This is a genomic window from Paenibacillus lutimineralis (assembly GCF_003991425.1).
GTDB lineage: Bacteria > Bacillota > Bacilli > Paenibacillales > Paenibacillaceae > Fontibacillus > Fontibacillus lutimineralis.
On the sequence record NZ_CP034346.1, the window covers coordinates 6,002,445 to 6,016,833 of the forward strand.

Below are 14,389 nucleotides of genomic sequence, written 5' to 3' on the forward strand. Positions count from 1 at the left end.
GACAAAGAGGAGCCTGGTTTGACCAGGCTCCTCCGTAACGAACAGCTATTCACTTATCATTATGATAACTGATGCACTGCCTCAAAATCAACATTATTTATTTGGCAATTGAAAAGAACTCTTCAAGGATACGATCAGATTGAATACCGGATGCCCTGGCTTGGAGTATTTCGAATCGACATTGAAATACCCATGCCGGAAAAATTGGAACTTATCCTGCGGCTTGGCATCGTTCATTCCCGGTTCAACAAAACCGTGCTTGATCGTCAGAGAATTCGGGTTGATCATGTCCAAGAAGGACTTCTCTTCCGCTGACTCCTCATCTGTATCATCATTCTCACCCAGGATCAACGGTTCATACAGGCGGAATTCAGCTGGAACAGCGCTGCTGGCATCAACCCAGTGAATCGTCCCCTTCACCTTGCGGCCGGTAAATCCGCTGCCACTCTTCGTCTCAGGATCATACGTACAATGAATTTCGATCACTTTGCCGTCGGCATCCTTGATTACATCATTACACTTAATGAAGTAAGCATGCTTCAAGCGAACCTCGTTCCCCGGGAACAGACGGAAGTATTTGCTTGGCGGATTCTCCATAAAGTCATCACGCTCGATGTAAATCTCCCGCGAGAACGGAATCTGACGATGGCCCAATTCCTCATTCTCACTATTGTTCTCGGCATCAAGCAGCTCGGATTCTCCTTCTGGATAGTTCGTAATCACGACCTTAAGCGGGTCGATTACAGCCATTGTCCGTGGTGCCTTGAGCTTGAGATCCTCACGAATAAAGTGCTCCAGCATCTTCAGATCAATCTTGCCGTAGGCCTTGGATATTCCTGTCTCGAATACAAAAGCTTTAATCGCCTCTGGCGTATACCCCCGGCGACGAAGACCAGAGATCGTCGGCATACGCGGATCATCCCAGCCATCGACAAAGCCTTGATCCACCAGTAGCTTCAGCTTCCGCTTACTCGTAACGGTTTGCTCCAGATTAAGACGTCCGAATTCATATTGGTGTGGAGTGCAAGGCATCTCGGTCTCTTCGATCACCCAATCATAGAATGGACGTTGATCTTCGAATTCCAGCGAGCAGAGGGAATGCGTTACGCCTTCGATCGCATCCTCTAGCGGGTGAGCGAATGCATACATCGGATAGATGCACCATTTATCCCCCGTATTATGATGGGATGCATGCACGATGCGGTAAATGACCGGGTCGCGAAGATTAATGTTCGGAGAAGCCATATCGATCTTCGCACGCAATACTTTTTCTCCGTCCTTAAACTCGCCATCGCGCATACGCGTGAACAGATCCAGGTTCTCTTCCACCGAACGGTCACGGAATGGGCTATTTTGCCCAGGCTCTGTTAGCGTGCCACGCATTTCGCGGATTTGATCGGCACTCAGATCATCGACATACGCCTTGCCCTTCTTAATCAGCAGAACGGCGCGGTTGTACATCTCATCGAAATAGTCGGAAGCAAAGTGCAGCTCTTCCCAGTTGAAGCCGAGCCATTCGACATCCTCTTTAATAGAATTCACATATTCCGTATCTTCCTTGACTGGATTCGTATCATCGAAGCGCAGATGCGTCCGTCCTCCGAATTCGTCAGCGAGGGTGAAATTAATCCAGATGGCCTTGGCATGTCCAATATGCAGGTAACCATTAGGCTCTGGAGGGAAACGTGTAACGATCGATGTATGTTTGCCTGTTTTCAAATCCTCCGAAATAATATTTTTAATAAAGTTGGGAGGAGTGGTGTTGTTGGTGTTATTCTCCACGGTTATCACCTTTCATTCATTTAAGTCTCTATCCGTTATTGATCACAAATTGTTATAGTGCGTGTTCAAAAAGATCAGTTTTCAGCACCGAAGCTTATGCTTCCGATGTGCGTTTTTTCAAAACGCTTCAGTTGGATGAAGCTAGGGCCTGAGGAGCGGACTTTTTGAACAACCTCTTATAGTTTCCGATTTTTCTTCTTCTAAATATACCTATATCCAAGTTCTATGGCAAGGCGAAGCCAAAGTGGCCATCTTCAATCATAACATACAGTACATCAGAATATCGTCGACATACTTCTCATTCAGATAGAACTCCTGGACGAGTCTCCCCTGTTCTACAAATCCACAGTTCCGGTAAAATTCCACCGCTCCAGGATTAGTGGTCAGTACACGCAGGGACAATTTACGTACCCCTTGTTCGGCAGCCCAAGCTCTTATCGCTTCTATAAGACGTTGTCCGATTCCCTGTCGCTGGAAATCCGGATGCACCGCAATATTAATATCCAGCACATGACGGTTGCTAGACAATGGGGTTGGATAATCGAAGCCAACATATCCACCAATCGCTCCGTTAATCTCCGCTACTAGCTGGTTACCCGGAGGACATTTCTGCAGGTATTGCTCACGCGAGTTCCACTGGATCGGAGCTGGCGTTGTCCGGGTATCCCACACTCGTGAATCAATCTCCATTAATGCACCTGCATCGCGCATTTCCGACAATCTGATTTGAATTGAATTCGACATCCCCTTGTTCCCTTTCCAAAGACTTAAAGTACGTGTTCAAAAAGTATGGATTTCAGCTTAAAAGCGAACTTGTTGAACAACCTCTTAAATTTATATTTATCATTATACCTCGGACATCCTTAGACAGGAACCTGTTACTGATTCTTAGGCCATCCTTCTCACTTTATCGCGATTGAATAAGCCATGTATCATGAAGGAGGCAATCGACAGGATGGAGATCAGTACTGCCAAAGCTGCCACCGGAACGAGACCGTTCCAATCGAACAGAACCCCCATCGCATAAGGACCTACTACCCTTCCCGCTACCCCCATGCCACCAACTAGCCCAAGATAGAACGGGGCAGACTTGCCGGTATGATCCGATATGAAGGAAGGAATCGCCGGGGAGATCAGCATTTCGCCGAGCGTAATCAATACCATCGCCAGCACCATGCTCGAATAAGTATGGAAGCTAAGGATCATGACATAGCCCAGCATATAAAATACAGCACTTGCCGTCATCTGTCTCAGTTCTGTCGCGGCAAAGACACGTTTGATCCACGAAATGAGCGGCTGCGCAACGAAGATCAATATCCCGTTCAGCGTCCAGAGAATACTATAATTCCATTCCGGCATCCCTCGCGAGATTGTGTAGGGTGATACCCCGTTATTCCATACACAGTTAGCCAGCCAGATGAAGAAAGAGCCAAGTCCCATGAAGAAATATATCTTGTAATTTAACATCAAATTCCAGTTATTCTTCTTATCTGCATTCTCTTTCTTCTTTTCCACGTGGAACTTGCCCTGCGTTTTTTGAACTTTGTTCAAATAAACCCAGAAGAAGCCGGCAAATAGGGCCGAGATCAAACCATTCAATATGAAGCTTAGATTATACGAAATTTGCGCCAAAAATCCACTGATGGCTGTTCCCAGAGCTACGCCGATATTGTTAGCTACATAAATAATATTGAATAATTCCGCGCGTCTCTCTGTGAATCGGAAGCCGATAAAGGCCTGAATCGCCGGCAAAGCCATCGAGTTAAAAAAACCAATCAGGCACATCAATAGTAAAAATAAATGCCATTGTCCGCTCCCATAAGGCAGCAACAATAGAAATAGTGCGTTCAGTCCGACTCCACCTACGATCAGGCGCTTTACTCCAAGGCGGTGGTACAAAGAGCCGCCGAGCAGCTGCCCAAATATACCGCCTAATGACATAACCAGCACGGCAAGACCGGCATCCGTTACCGTTCTTCCCAGCTCTTTGAATACAAACATCGTAATCAGCGGCCACATCAACGCGCCGCCCGCAGAACTGATCAAGCTTGCTACCAGAAAAATCTTGACCTCACGCGGATATGAAGCTAGGCCTCTCATGCTGTATTCCTCCTTCTGGAACAGTCCTGTGTGAGGGCAGTTCTCGACCATTTTCTACAGTTCTATCATTTAATCCCGCAACTAAGGCTGTCGCTGTACCTCCACGACCGTAGAGAAGAACACCGCTCCACCGCCCATATCAGCCAACCGATCGGAGGTCAGGGCATTCGCCCTACGCGACTTGCCATCCTGATCCCACCACAGGCCCTGGCTAACTACGGTTCCCGGCAGCATCTTATCCGTTACCGAAGCTTTCACCTGATAGCGTCCACGATCATTCCATACGATGACCTCATCACCATCAGCAATGCCCCGTAGCTCCGCATCCTGTGGATGGATCTGCAGCAGCGGCTGCTTCTCCAACTCAATATGCTTGCCTGCATTACCGAAGGAAGAGTTCAAGAAATTATGGTTAGGGGGAGAAATAAACATCAGCGGATACACATCGCCAGTCCCTGGCCTCCGCTCACCATCATATCCCTCCTGCAGTGGAGTGTAGGTAGGCAGAGGTGGAAGCCCTGCTTCCTCCATCCTCGCTGAGTATAGCTCGATCTTGCCTGATGGCGTCGTCAGCCGCTGCAGAAATTGCCGCTTCGGTTCCATATTGAGTTTCATAAATCGCTGCTGTTTAAGACCTTCCAGCGTGATCCCTTCAAGATAAGGGTTCGCTGTAAAATTGAGAGCCTGACGAATCATATCTTCCTCACGGTCCTTGAAGGCATCCTCCTCGAATCCCATCGCCTCAGCAAGCAGCTTGAACGTCTCCACATTGCTCTTGCTCTCTCCCTGGGCAGGAATGACCGGCTCCTGAAGCTGAACATAGTGATGCCAATATGAATTGTATAAATCCGTATTCTCAAATGAAGATGTCGCCGGCAGCACGATATCGGCATACCTCGCCGTATCAGTCAAGAACAGGTCGTGCACCACCGTGAACAGATCCTCGCGGGACAGTCCTTGCTCCACCTTCACCGTATCCGGTGCTACAACTGCCGGATTAGAGCAATAGACGAACAAAGCCCGAATCTTTGGCGTCAAGGTTAGCAGTGCTTCTCCGATTTGATTCATGCTCACGGTTCGCGCATCAGGGTTAGGGCGCAGATCCGGACACTCCAAGGCATCGTCGTTCACTTTCCCATAGGCACCGTTCGATTTATAAGCTCCGCCTCCAGGCACAAGCCATTGTCCTATGAGGGCTGGCAGGCAGGTAATCGTCCGTACGGTCATGCCCCCGTTATCATGATGTTGAAGTCCATTTCCGATATGAATATAGGCTGGAGATGTCTGTCCATACATCAAGGCAAGCTTGACAATATCCTCCGTAGGAACGCCTGTAATGACCGATACACGCTCCGGCGTATACTGACGAACATGCTCCCGAAGCTGTTCATGACCGATCGTATACTGCTGTAAGAACTCTTCATTCACAAGCTGCTGTTCGAACAGTACATGCATCAATCCTAGGGCTAGTGCGCTGTCTGTTCCCGGATAGACAGGAATGAACCAGTCGGCACGCTGCCCGGTCCGATTGCGATGGACATCGATCACAACCAACTTGGACCCCTGCTTCCGTGCCTTCTCGATCAGAGCGATCTGATGCATATTCGTGCTGACGAGATTACCGCCCCACACGATGATCAGCTTCGCCTGTACCGTCTCTTCGGGGCTAGTCCCGCCGCCGAAGCCCATCGTATATTTCCAGCCAGTGTTACCGGCGGAATTGCATATTCCCTGCTGAAGCTGAGAGGAGCCGAGCCGATGGAAGAACCGGCGGTCCATTCCGTCCACGCTGAGCATCCCCATATTTCCATAGAAGCTGTAAGGCAGGATCGACTCTGAACCATATTCCTTAATCAATCCTTGATACCGCTCTGTAATCTCTGCGATAGCCTCATCCCAGGTAATCCGTTCAAACTTGCCTTCCCCTTTGGCCCCTACACGGCGGAGAGGATATAGCACACGCTCCGGATGATAGATCCGTTCTGTCATATTTCTTACTTTATTACAAATCGCACCCTGGGTGATTGGATGGTCCGGGTTGCCGGCCACCTTGACGATTCGTCCATTCTCTTTGTGCAGCAGCAAACCGCAGGTGTCTGGGCAATCCAACGGACATACTGCAGGAAATACTCCATTCTCCTCTTGAACCATCTCTCATCCCTCCTAATTAGGTAATTGTATTTGATAACAGGCATGAATGTCTATAGATAGGATAACGCCCCAGTTCGCCGATTACATGATGTATAGTTCCTTCAAAACATGTACCTAGAAAAATACAAATGACCCGAGCATGAGGTCCTTCCTGATAAGGAACCTGACATACACGAGTCACTTGCGATGATCTATATTATAGAACTCAATGGATGGGAGTTAAGCCTTCGCGTCGGCCTTGGCAGTCACCGAATCGACTGCAGTTTCCTCCTTGGCATCTTTCAAGTATACAGCCCAATAGGCTCCGGCAACGAACAATGCGCCACCCGTCAAGTTACCGAGCCAAACAGGAATAAAGTTCATGAAGTATTCTCCCCAGGAGAAGTAACCTTCAAATATTGCCGCCGGAATCAGAAACATATTGGCCACAACGTGCTGGAATCCGATCGCCACAAAGGCCATGGTCGGGAACCAGATCCCGAGTATTTTACCGCTGAAGTTGTCTGCGCCATAGGCCAGCCATACCGCAAGAGCTACCAGCCAGTTACAGCCAATACCGGACACAAACGCCTGAAGGAAGTTATCGTCCAGCTTATGTCCTGCCATATCAACCAGCTTGTCGAGGTAAACTCCGCTTGAAGTTAGACCAACAACATGTCCGAAGAAATAAGCAACAAACAAGGCCCCAACAAAATTGGAGATCGTAATCAGGATCAAATTCTTGAACATTTCGCCCGTCGTGATTCTCTTCTTGAACCGTGCCAGGGACACAGCCATCATATTCCCGGTCAACAGTTCGCCCCCCGCCAGCAGCACTAGAATAAGGCCAACCGGGAACACCGCAGCACCAATGAAAGTTGCAATGCTTCCCCACTCTTTAGGCGCGCCAGCAATCACGCGAATATCGAGCAGGAATCCAAGAGCAATAAACGCCCCGCCCAAGAAACCGAGAATAAACACGGTCAAGAGTGGATTATGTGCCTTCTTCACTCCGGTTTCCACCGTTGCTTGAGCAATCTGATCCGGTTTGTAATACGCCATGGAATTTCTCTCCCTTGAAATATTTTTTGTTTTTATATAAAAACTTAGCTTAATATCATTAAGCCAACCAAGTCTCGCCAAGACTAGCTTACAGCGTGATTTTCATTTCGACTTTCATTGTATCGTGGGTCATCCTTTGGTTATGTGATTTTTGTCACAAACTATATGATGGGACTTTTTTGCCTTACAAAAAAGACCCCATCCTCCGCTTGTAAGTGGAAAATGAGATCTTATTCCTTATTTTACTGGCTGTATGCCGATTGAATCTCCTGATATCTCTTCTGTCGATCCTGCTTGCTTAGCTTCGGACAGGTATAACAATATCCATCCCCGGTCAGATAAGCCAGACAGCAGGTCGGCTTCATACGCGTCTGCTCCCCGGGCTGATACGGATCATCCAACCAGATCTCCTTCACATCAAAAGGATTGCGCTTCAAGCCGAAGCAGCTGCAGTTGATATGCTTCGTAAGAGCTCCATAGGCTTCTAGCAAGTGCTCCCGATGCTGCTCTTCATCAAATAAACCGCTCAATAGATTCACGTAATATTCGGCCCCTAGCGGAATTTGCCCCCAGAGCTGGGATAGAGGGAGGTCAGTAACCGCAGAGATTGCTGACATAATTGGCTGCAAAGAGCGATAGAATTGCTCCATTGAATTCCGCTGCCACTCGGTACGCTCGCCTGTAGGCCAAGCCAACTCTGCCGCTGATTTGAGCACAAATAAAAGTTGTGGATATCCGTTCCCGCAATCGATCTGAATCCTCAAATTAGTGGGTGACAGATCCAATCTCACGTCCGTCATTGCCGTCATATAGATCATCGCTGCACAGACTGTCCGCCAGCTCGACGCAAAGTAAGTCCCAGCGACATCGATCTTGCTGCCTTGGATCTGGTGCTTATATTCTAACAGGAGCAGCTTGATCTGCTCCTGATCGGTCAATAACTGCGCATCTACGCTATAAATCGCATCTGGTCTGGGATCCCTTACTACCGATAAATATTGTGAGAGCCACTCATATTGGATGTCTCGCATTCTTATTTGGCCAACTGATTGGCGATTTCAACTTTTCTACCACGAAGCACCTTTCCTTCAGCAGCACGATACAGCTCATATGGAAGACATAATGGCACACCGCTGCGTGGATCTGTAACGATATCTGCTTCTATACCGAATACTTCACGCAGCACTCCTGTCGTCACGACTTCTTCAGGGGTACCTGAGGAGATGGCTTGCCCTTGTTTGATAGCAACCATATATTGCGAATATCGAGCAGCATGATTCAGATCATGAACGACCATAATGATCGTCCGCCCCAAATCATGGTTCAATTGCTCCAGCAGCTGCATCACTTCAAGCTGATGGGCCATATCAAGAAAGGTCGTTGGCTCATCCAGGAACAGAATATCCGTCTCTTGTGCCAACGCCATGGCAATCCAGGCACGCTGCCGTTGTCCGCCAGATAACTGATCCAACCCACGTTCGCTGAATTCGCTCATCTTCGTCGCTTCCAGCGCCCAGTCGATAACGCGGCGGTCCTCCGCTTTCAGGCCACCGAATCCTTTCTGATGGGGGAAGCGTCCATAGGAGACCAGCTCCCGGACAGTAAGTCCCTCTGGAGCGGTAGGATTCTGCGGAAGAATCGCCAACTGCTTGGCAACTTCCCGGGTCGATTGCTTGTGAATCGATTTCCCGTCGAGCAGGACCGTCCCAGACTTAGGCTGCAGAATACGGGCCATCGTCTTCAATATCGTCGATTTCCCTGAGCCGTTAGCTCCGACCAATGCCGTAATCTCCCCTGCGGGGATTGAAATATTTAAATCTTGAACGATCAAGCGATCCTCATAGGCGATATCCAAATGAGAGGTCTTCAATGACACGTTGACGCACTCCCTTTCTCTGTACAACCATAAAACAGCTCCATAATATCTTAAAGATACTGATAATCATTATCATTTGTCAATACATATTTATGTTTGTCAGACCTGTGTACGTGCACAGGAGAACAACCGTTCCAGCCTTATAACCTAAGGCTTCTGGCAATTTTAATGGCGGATCGGAGTCAATCTGGGCTACAAAACAAAGAAAAAAAAGGGCACCATCTTGGCGCCCTTCCTCATTCGGTCATATTCCAACCTTTATTCTAACCTCTTCATATTTACACGCACGCTATCATATAGAATACCCCATTAAGGATTCGCTGTTACGGGAATCGATCCATAATATTCTTCCAGGGTAATTCCCCGATCAGCAATCTCGGATGCGATATCAGCGCCAACATAACGGATATGCCAAGGTTCATATTTGTAGCCAGTAATACTATCTTTGCCTTCAGGATAACGAATAATGAAGCCATATTCCGAAGCATGCTTGGCCAGCCAATCCGCTTCTTTCGTGTCCCCGAAGCAATCTTCTGCAGCACACTTCCCATCGCTACCGGACACATCGATGGCAAGTCCTGTCTCATGCTCACTATGCCCAGGCACAGCGCTGTAGGTCTTAGCTTTCTCTTCTCCATCCCGCTCAACATAGCGATTGAACAACGCAGTCTGCGTCTTATGGGAACGATAGGCCGATACCCCCGCCAAGTAAATTCCATCCTTCTCCGCACCGTCGAACAGATTCTCCAGCGCCTTAGCGGCTTCGCTGCGCATCATTCGTTTCTCTATTTTCTCTTTAAACGTAAAGCGAACATTCGGATATACGAGATCTGACGGATTATAATCATCCGGTAGTGCAAACTCCTTATTGACTAATACTGCAACACTATTCACATCAGAAGATGCCGCCATATCGGGTCCAGTTCCCTCTTGCGAAGAGCCTGTATTATCCGCCCCTGAATTGTCCGTCGACGTATTACCCTGATCTTCATTGTTCTTACTGTTGTCAGCTTCACTATCTCCAGGAGCTGCAGTCCCCTGATTATTCGTACCAGCGTTATTCACAGCCGGCTGATTGCTGCCGGAAGCTGTCTTATTCGTGTCATTACAAGCCGTCACAAGTGCCATCGCAAGCAGTAATGCGGACACCATAGTCAGCGTCTTCACCTTTGTATTCATCCACTAAGTCCCCCTGATACCTATTTGCAAAGTCTTACGATTATTATCAACGAACCTTCATTCGAACGATTCTAAATCGCGGCCTTACTATTGTACCAGAGTTGATCATAAATTTCCTGTCTCATAGACATTCAAGAAGTATCTAAAATCTGCCTGATTTAAAAATAGAATATAACAGCCATATCACCATCAATGTGGCAATGACGAAGCCTATATCGATAACCGGTATGTTCCAGAGCAGAATCGGACTATTTGTCATGGAAGTACCGATAATAACGCCGACCATAATAATGCTGAATGACAGCAGTACAATACTGAAGGAAAGGCGGTTTCCAATCTGATTAAACTTGCGCATGAGCTCTTCCATCCCTGGGATGTCCATCTCCGTCTTAATCTTGCCCTTACCAATGATTGAGGATAAGCGCTGCATTTGCCGTGGCAAATCGGCCAACGATTCACCGAATTCAACAGCTTCGCCCAGCAGCTTCTTCCCTAGCCTGCGTGCGTCCAGCTTCTCGCGCAGCAGCTTCTTGCCGAACGGCTCGGCAAGATCAAGAATGCTGATATCTGGATCCAGACTCTGTAAGACACCCTCCACTGTCAATAAGGACTTACCGAGCAGCAGCAGATCCGCTGGGAGCACCACACCATGCCGCTGCGCTGCAGCGAACAGATCATTGATCGCAGTGCCGATACTGATCTGGGAGAATGGAATATCATAATAGGTCTCCCGTAGTCGCTCCAGATCGAGGCGTAATCCGTTCATATCCTCTACTTCGTCCAGCAGGCCCATTCGTAGGATGGCCCTTGTCATGCCCTCGGTATTACGGCGCATTAAGGCAATAATTAGCGACGACAGCTGTTCCTTCATCTCGGAGCTAATCCGGCCCACCATCCCAAAATCAATAAACACAAGCCGGCCATCATGAAGAACCAGCACATTACCAGGATGTGGATCTGCATGGAAATATCCACTAATGAAGATTTGATGGAGCATGGCATCGACCAAGGTAGCAGCGAGTTCCTTCACATCGATCCCGCTCGCCTTAATCTCCGAAGCTTTATTCAAATGAATACCCTCTACAAAATCCATCGTAAGTACTTTAGAGGTTGTGCATTCCCAGTACACTTTCGGAATGAATATTTTCTTGCTGCCTGTAAACTGTTTACTGACCCTCTCCATATTTCGGCCCTCGCCCGTATAATCCAGCTCTGCCTTAATCGATCTGGAGAACTCCTCTACCATTTGCGGTATTTGATAATGTCCGACCCAACCCCAGCGTTTCTTCGCAATCGCCGTCAGGTTTCTCAGAATATCCAGATCCCGATCAATGATAGGGAAAATCCCCGGGCGTTGAATTTTAATCGCTACTTCTTCTCCAGTTGCCAACCGCCCCTGATGAACTTGGCCAATAGAGGCAGCGGCTAACGGTACTTCATTGAACTCAACCAGAAGCTCCTCTACAGGCATATGGAACTCTCTCTCCAGAATCGCTCTCGCTTCCCTGGCCGAGAATGGAGTAACTTGATCCTGGAGCTTGACCAACTCAGCAATGATAGATTCCGGAAGCAAGTCGGATCTAGTACTGGCGAGCTGTCCCAACTTCACAAAGGTCGGCCCAAGCTCCTCTAGTACGAGCCGAATTCTCTCCGCCAGTGTATGGCTCTCCGGCTCACTCTTCAGAATCCAGCGCAGCGGAACGGAGAACAGCCGGGTGAGTCCAATCTCCTCCGCAATATAACCAAAGCCATGGCGCCCCAGCGCCATGGCTATCTCCCGGTAACGCCCGGCATGCCGTACAGTAACTCGCATTGCCTATGACTGCCCGTTCTCTGCCAGCTTATTCTCCAATTCCGCCACCCGGCCTTTGAGCTCCTCCACTTCTTTTACCGTGGCCAATCCCATGCCCTGCATTACGGATCTAACCTGTTCATTGATCAGTTCCTTGAAGCGATCCTGCTCCTCGGCCCCTTTGTCGATCAAGCGCTCCACCAGTTGCTTCGATTCCGAGGGAGCAAGCTCTCCACGCCTTACCAACTCGTCCACGACACCTTCAATCTTCTCTTTGCTGACAATCGTAAGTCCCCAGCCTAATGAAATAGCCTTCTTCAACAGATCACTCATCGGTTACACCCTTTCCAAAATAAATTTGGTCTATATAACCCCTCTATAATCCATTATATCCCTATTCTTCTGCGTTCGCTGTGTCCAATGCAGCACGATGGACACGGGAACCGTCCTCCGTCTCATAGAACTTGACCAACTCAATGATCATACTGCCCATCCGTTCTTCCTCTGGGTAGACCACTCGCTTGATCCCTGCCTCAATTAGCCCCTGGGCAGTCACTTTTCCCACGGATAGCGCTACGACAGGACCATGTAGGGCATCCATAAGAGCCTGCCTCTGCCCTTGCCTGTCGGCATGCTCCAGGAGGAACCGGACTTGCGGACCACTCGTAAAAGCTACAGCATCAACCTGCCTACTGACGATATCCTGCATCAATTTCTCCAATGCTCCTTCAGGAGGAGCAATATGGCGGTAAGGCAATATCTGCGAGCAGTTCGCCCCCTGCTCCTCAAGCCACGACATCAGCCGCGGGGCAGGATCCCCATGCAACTGGACGATGACAGAGCTATGGCTCAAATCATGCTTCGCCAATCCGCGAATCAACCCTTCGATACTCCCATCGTCATCACGCACGATGGGAACCAAATTTCTTCTCTTCAGCGCATTTACCGTCTTATAGCCCCTGGCAGCTATCGAAGTGTTCCCCAGGATCTCCCACCACGCCTCGGCAACGCCCATATCTTCAGCCATGTCGAACAAAGCGTCGAGCCCCGTGCCCGTCGTGAAGACCGACCATTGCGGTGGATTCTTGATCCACGAGACAATGCCATTGCGCAGATCAATATCATCAAGCAATACCGTTCCTTGAGCTGGTCGGTATAGTGGGGTTCCCCCCAGATTCTCAACCAGCTTGCCTAATTCCTGCGCCCGCCGCGGCCCGGTAAGCGCAACTCTTACACCCTCCAGTCTTCTTGCCATGCTTCTCTTCCCCCCAGTTCTAATAATCGAGCCATGCGAGCTAGTAATTATCGTATAGCATCAGATTATACGACTGAAATGGCGAAGTAAATCCTTAGATATTCAATAGGGGCTAATTTTATCCGGAATGGAGTCTTCGCTTCCTACGCGGCCATAAGGCAAAGAACAACAACAGCGGAATGCCAATCTCGAATACGATGGCGAACAGCATCAACTGTTCATTGAAATTAACCTGTTGCACCGGATTTTTAAAGAACCACATTCCGCACACATAGCTAAGCGCTCCCATCGGGGCCACCATTAATCTCCCCGACACTTTAGGAACAATGATATGCAATAGATTAGCCATCAGATAAATATTAAATCCCAGTTTGCCAAATACAGTCGGCAGCCATAGCGCAACCAACAGTAGATCAAACCGGTCCATGAAATCGGTGACCTGTACTTGACGGACAAGCTCATAAGTCGGATACATCAGTTTAGTAGAAAGAGGGATGCCAACGACCAATTGAACCATGAGCAAAAACACAACCAAATACAAGCCGCTGATCAGCAGGCCGCTGTAGCCGCCTTTGCTCTTATAGTGCTTCCCGGACATGATGAGCGGGAACACGATTATCTCCCCGACACTGGAGAAAATAATCCAGAAACCATGGAATATGCCTGTCCAATGAAAGTGGAAGAACGGCTGAAGATTGCGAATTTCCACGTCCCGCCATGTCGTGACTACAATCATTAGAAGAAGCATGAACCAGATCGGTACATAAATCTCGGCAATGCCGACCAGGGTTCTAATCCCTCCCTGAGCGATAAATACAACGGTAGCTGCAACAATCAGCCCAATAACAACGATAGGCGTCCTATTCAATAACGAAGAATTGGTAAAGTCCACACAAATACGCATTTCCCCAGCTGATAGCAATAGAAGAAAGAACATATACAAAATCGCAATGCTTCTTCCCATAAGAGGATACCTGTCGATCATAGCGGCCACCACATTTCTCCCAGAGAACCGTCTAATTATTCGGGAGACGATCCACAGCATCAAGAGCGTAACCAATACACTCAGCAGATGCGATATGTACCCATGCTGGTGGGCAAACTCCGATAATTTAGCAGCAATATCGAGGTAATTAACCGAGAAAAGATAGAGAACCGCTAACAAGGCTACCTGTCTGGTTGTGATTGTCTTCAACTTTGTCCCCCCTGCTCG

General features: G+C 48.5%; 12 protein-coding genes. All 12 read right to left on the reverse strand.

The features are described from left to right. Positions 1-93: 93 nt before the first annotated feature. Entirely contained in the window at positions 94-1,791 is a 1,698-nt protein-coding gene (locus EI981_RS26765; protein WP_127003446.1) for a glutamine--tRNA ligase/YqeY domain fusion protein, read from the reverse strand. A 249-nt stretch (positions 1,792-2,040) separates the two neighbouring features. Further along, positions 2,041-2,526, reverse strand: a complete 486-nt coding sequence (locus tag EI981_RS26770; RefSeq protein WP_127003448.1) for a GNAT family N-acetyltransferase — start codon at positions 2,524-2,526, stop codon at positions 2,041-2,043. A gap of 144 nt (positions 2,527-2,670) precedes the next feature. Continuing rightward, the gene (locus EI981_RS26775) at positions 2,671-3,882 is read right to left on the reverse strand and encodes an MFS transporter (protein WP_127003450.1); all 1,212 of its coding nucleotides are present in this window, start codon (positions 3,880-3,882) and stop codon (positions 2,671-2,673) included. Between the two features lie 81 nt (positions 3,883-3,963). Further along, positions 3,964-6,033 (reverse strand): molybdopterin-containing oxidoreductase family protein, encoded by a 2,070-nt coding sequence (locus EI981_RS26780; RefSeq protein ID WP_127003452.1) that lies wholly within the window; start codon positions 6,031-6,033, stop codon positions 3,964-3,966. A gap of 219 nt (positions 6,034-6,252) precedes the next feature. Next, positions 6,253-7,074 carry a formate/nitrite transporter family protein gene (locus EI981_RS26785; protein ID WP_127003453.1) on the reverse strand — a complete coding sequence of 274 codons (822 nt, stop codon included), beginning with the start codon at positions 7,072-7,074 and terminating at the stop codon, positions 6,253-6,255. Positions 7,075-7,316: 242 nt separating this feature from the next. Continuing rightward, positions 7,317-8,105 carry a hypothetical protein gene (locus tag EI981_RS26790; protein ID WP_127003455.1) on the reverse strand — a complete coding sequence of 263 codons (789 nt, stop codon included), beginning with the start codon at positions 8,103-8,105 and terminating at the stop codon, positions 7,317-7,319. A 2-nt stretch (positions 8,106-8,107) separates the two neighbouring features. Further along, positions 8,108-8,950: an ABC transporter ATP-binding protein gene (locus EI981_RS26795; protein ID WP_127003457.1), complete on the reverse strand. Its 843-nt coding sequence runs from the start codon at positions 8,948-8,950 to the stop codon at positions 8,108-8,110. 309 nt (positions 8,951-9,259) lie between these two features. Beyond that, a complete protein-coding gene (locus tag EI981_RS26800; protein ID WP_127003459.1) occupies positions 9,260-10,129 on the reverse strand; it encodes a M15 family metallopeptidase in 870 nt (289 codons plus the stop codon). Positions 10,130-10,271: 142 nt separating this feature from the next. Next, entirely contained in the window at positions 10,272-11,942 is a 1,671-nt protein-coding gene (locus tag EI981_RS26805) for an AarF/UbiB family protein (protein WP_127003461.1), read from the reverse strand. Between the two features lie 3 nt (positions 11,943-11,945). Beyond that, positions 11,946-12,254, reverse strand: coding sequence for a phasin family protein (locus EI981_RS26810; protein ID WP_127003463.1), 309 nt, complete (start codon positions 12,252-12,254; stop codon positions 11,946-11,948). A 61-nt stretch (positions 12,255-12,315) separates the two neighbouring features. After that, a complete protein-coding gene (locus EI981_RS26815) occupies positions 12,316-13,176 on the reverse strand; it encodes a uroporphyrinogen-III synthase (protein WP_127003465.1) in 861 nt (286 codons plus the stop codon). A 118-nt stretch (positions 13,177-13,294) separates the two neighbouring features. After that, a complete protein-coding gene (locus EI981_RS26820; RefSeq protein ID WP_162616284.1) occupies positions 13,295-14,371 on the reverse strand; it encodes a GerAB/ArcD/ProY family transporter in 1,077 nt (358 codons plus the stop codon). Positions 14,372-14,389: the final 18 nt, after the last annotated feature.

What these genes read in the sequence shown, in the direction of transcription:
- EI981_RS26770 (WP_127003448.1), bottom strand. Translation starts at nt 2,526, where the DNA reads ATGTCGAATTCAATTCAAATCAGATTGTCGGAAATGCGCGATGCAGGT.
- EI981_RS26775 (WP_127003450.1), bottom strand. Translation starts at nt 3,882, where the DNA reads ATGAGAGGCCTAGCTTCATATCCGCGTGAGGTCAAGATTTTTCTGGTA.
- EI981_RS26780 (WP_127003452.1), bottom strand. Translation starts at nt 6,033, where the DNA reads ATGGTTCAAGAGGAGAATGGAGTATTTCCTGCAGTATGTCCGTTGGAT.
- EI981_RS26785 (WP_127003453.1), bottom strand. Translation starts at nt 7,074, where the DNA reads ATGGCGTATTACAAACCGGATCAGATTGCTCAAGCAACGGTGGAAACC.
- EI981_RS26790 (WP_127003455.1), bottom strand. Translation starts at nt 8,105, where the DNA reads ATGCGAGACATCCAATATGAGTGGCTCTCACAATATTTATCGGTAGTA.
- EI981_RS26800 (WP_127003459.1), bottom strand. Translation starts at nt 10,129, where the DNA reads ATGAATACAAAGGTGAAGACGCTGACTATGGTGTCCGCATTACTGCTT.
- EI981_RS26805 (WP_127003461.1), bottom strand. Translation starts at nt 11,942, where the DNA reads ATGCGAGTTACTGTACGGCATGCCGGGCGTTACCGGGAGATAGCCATG.
- EI981_RS26810 (WP_127003463.1), bottom strand. Translation starts at nt 12,254, where the DNA reads ATGAGTGATCTGTTGAAGAAGGCTATTTCATTAGGCTGGGGACTTACG.
- EI981_RS26815 (WP_127003465.1), bottom strand. Translation starts at nt 13,176, where the DNA reads ATGGCAAGAAGACTGGAGGGTGTAAGAGTTGCGCTTACCGGGCCGCGG.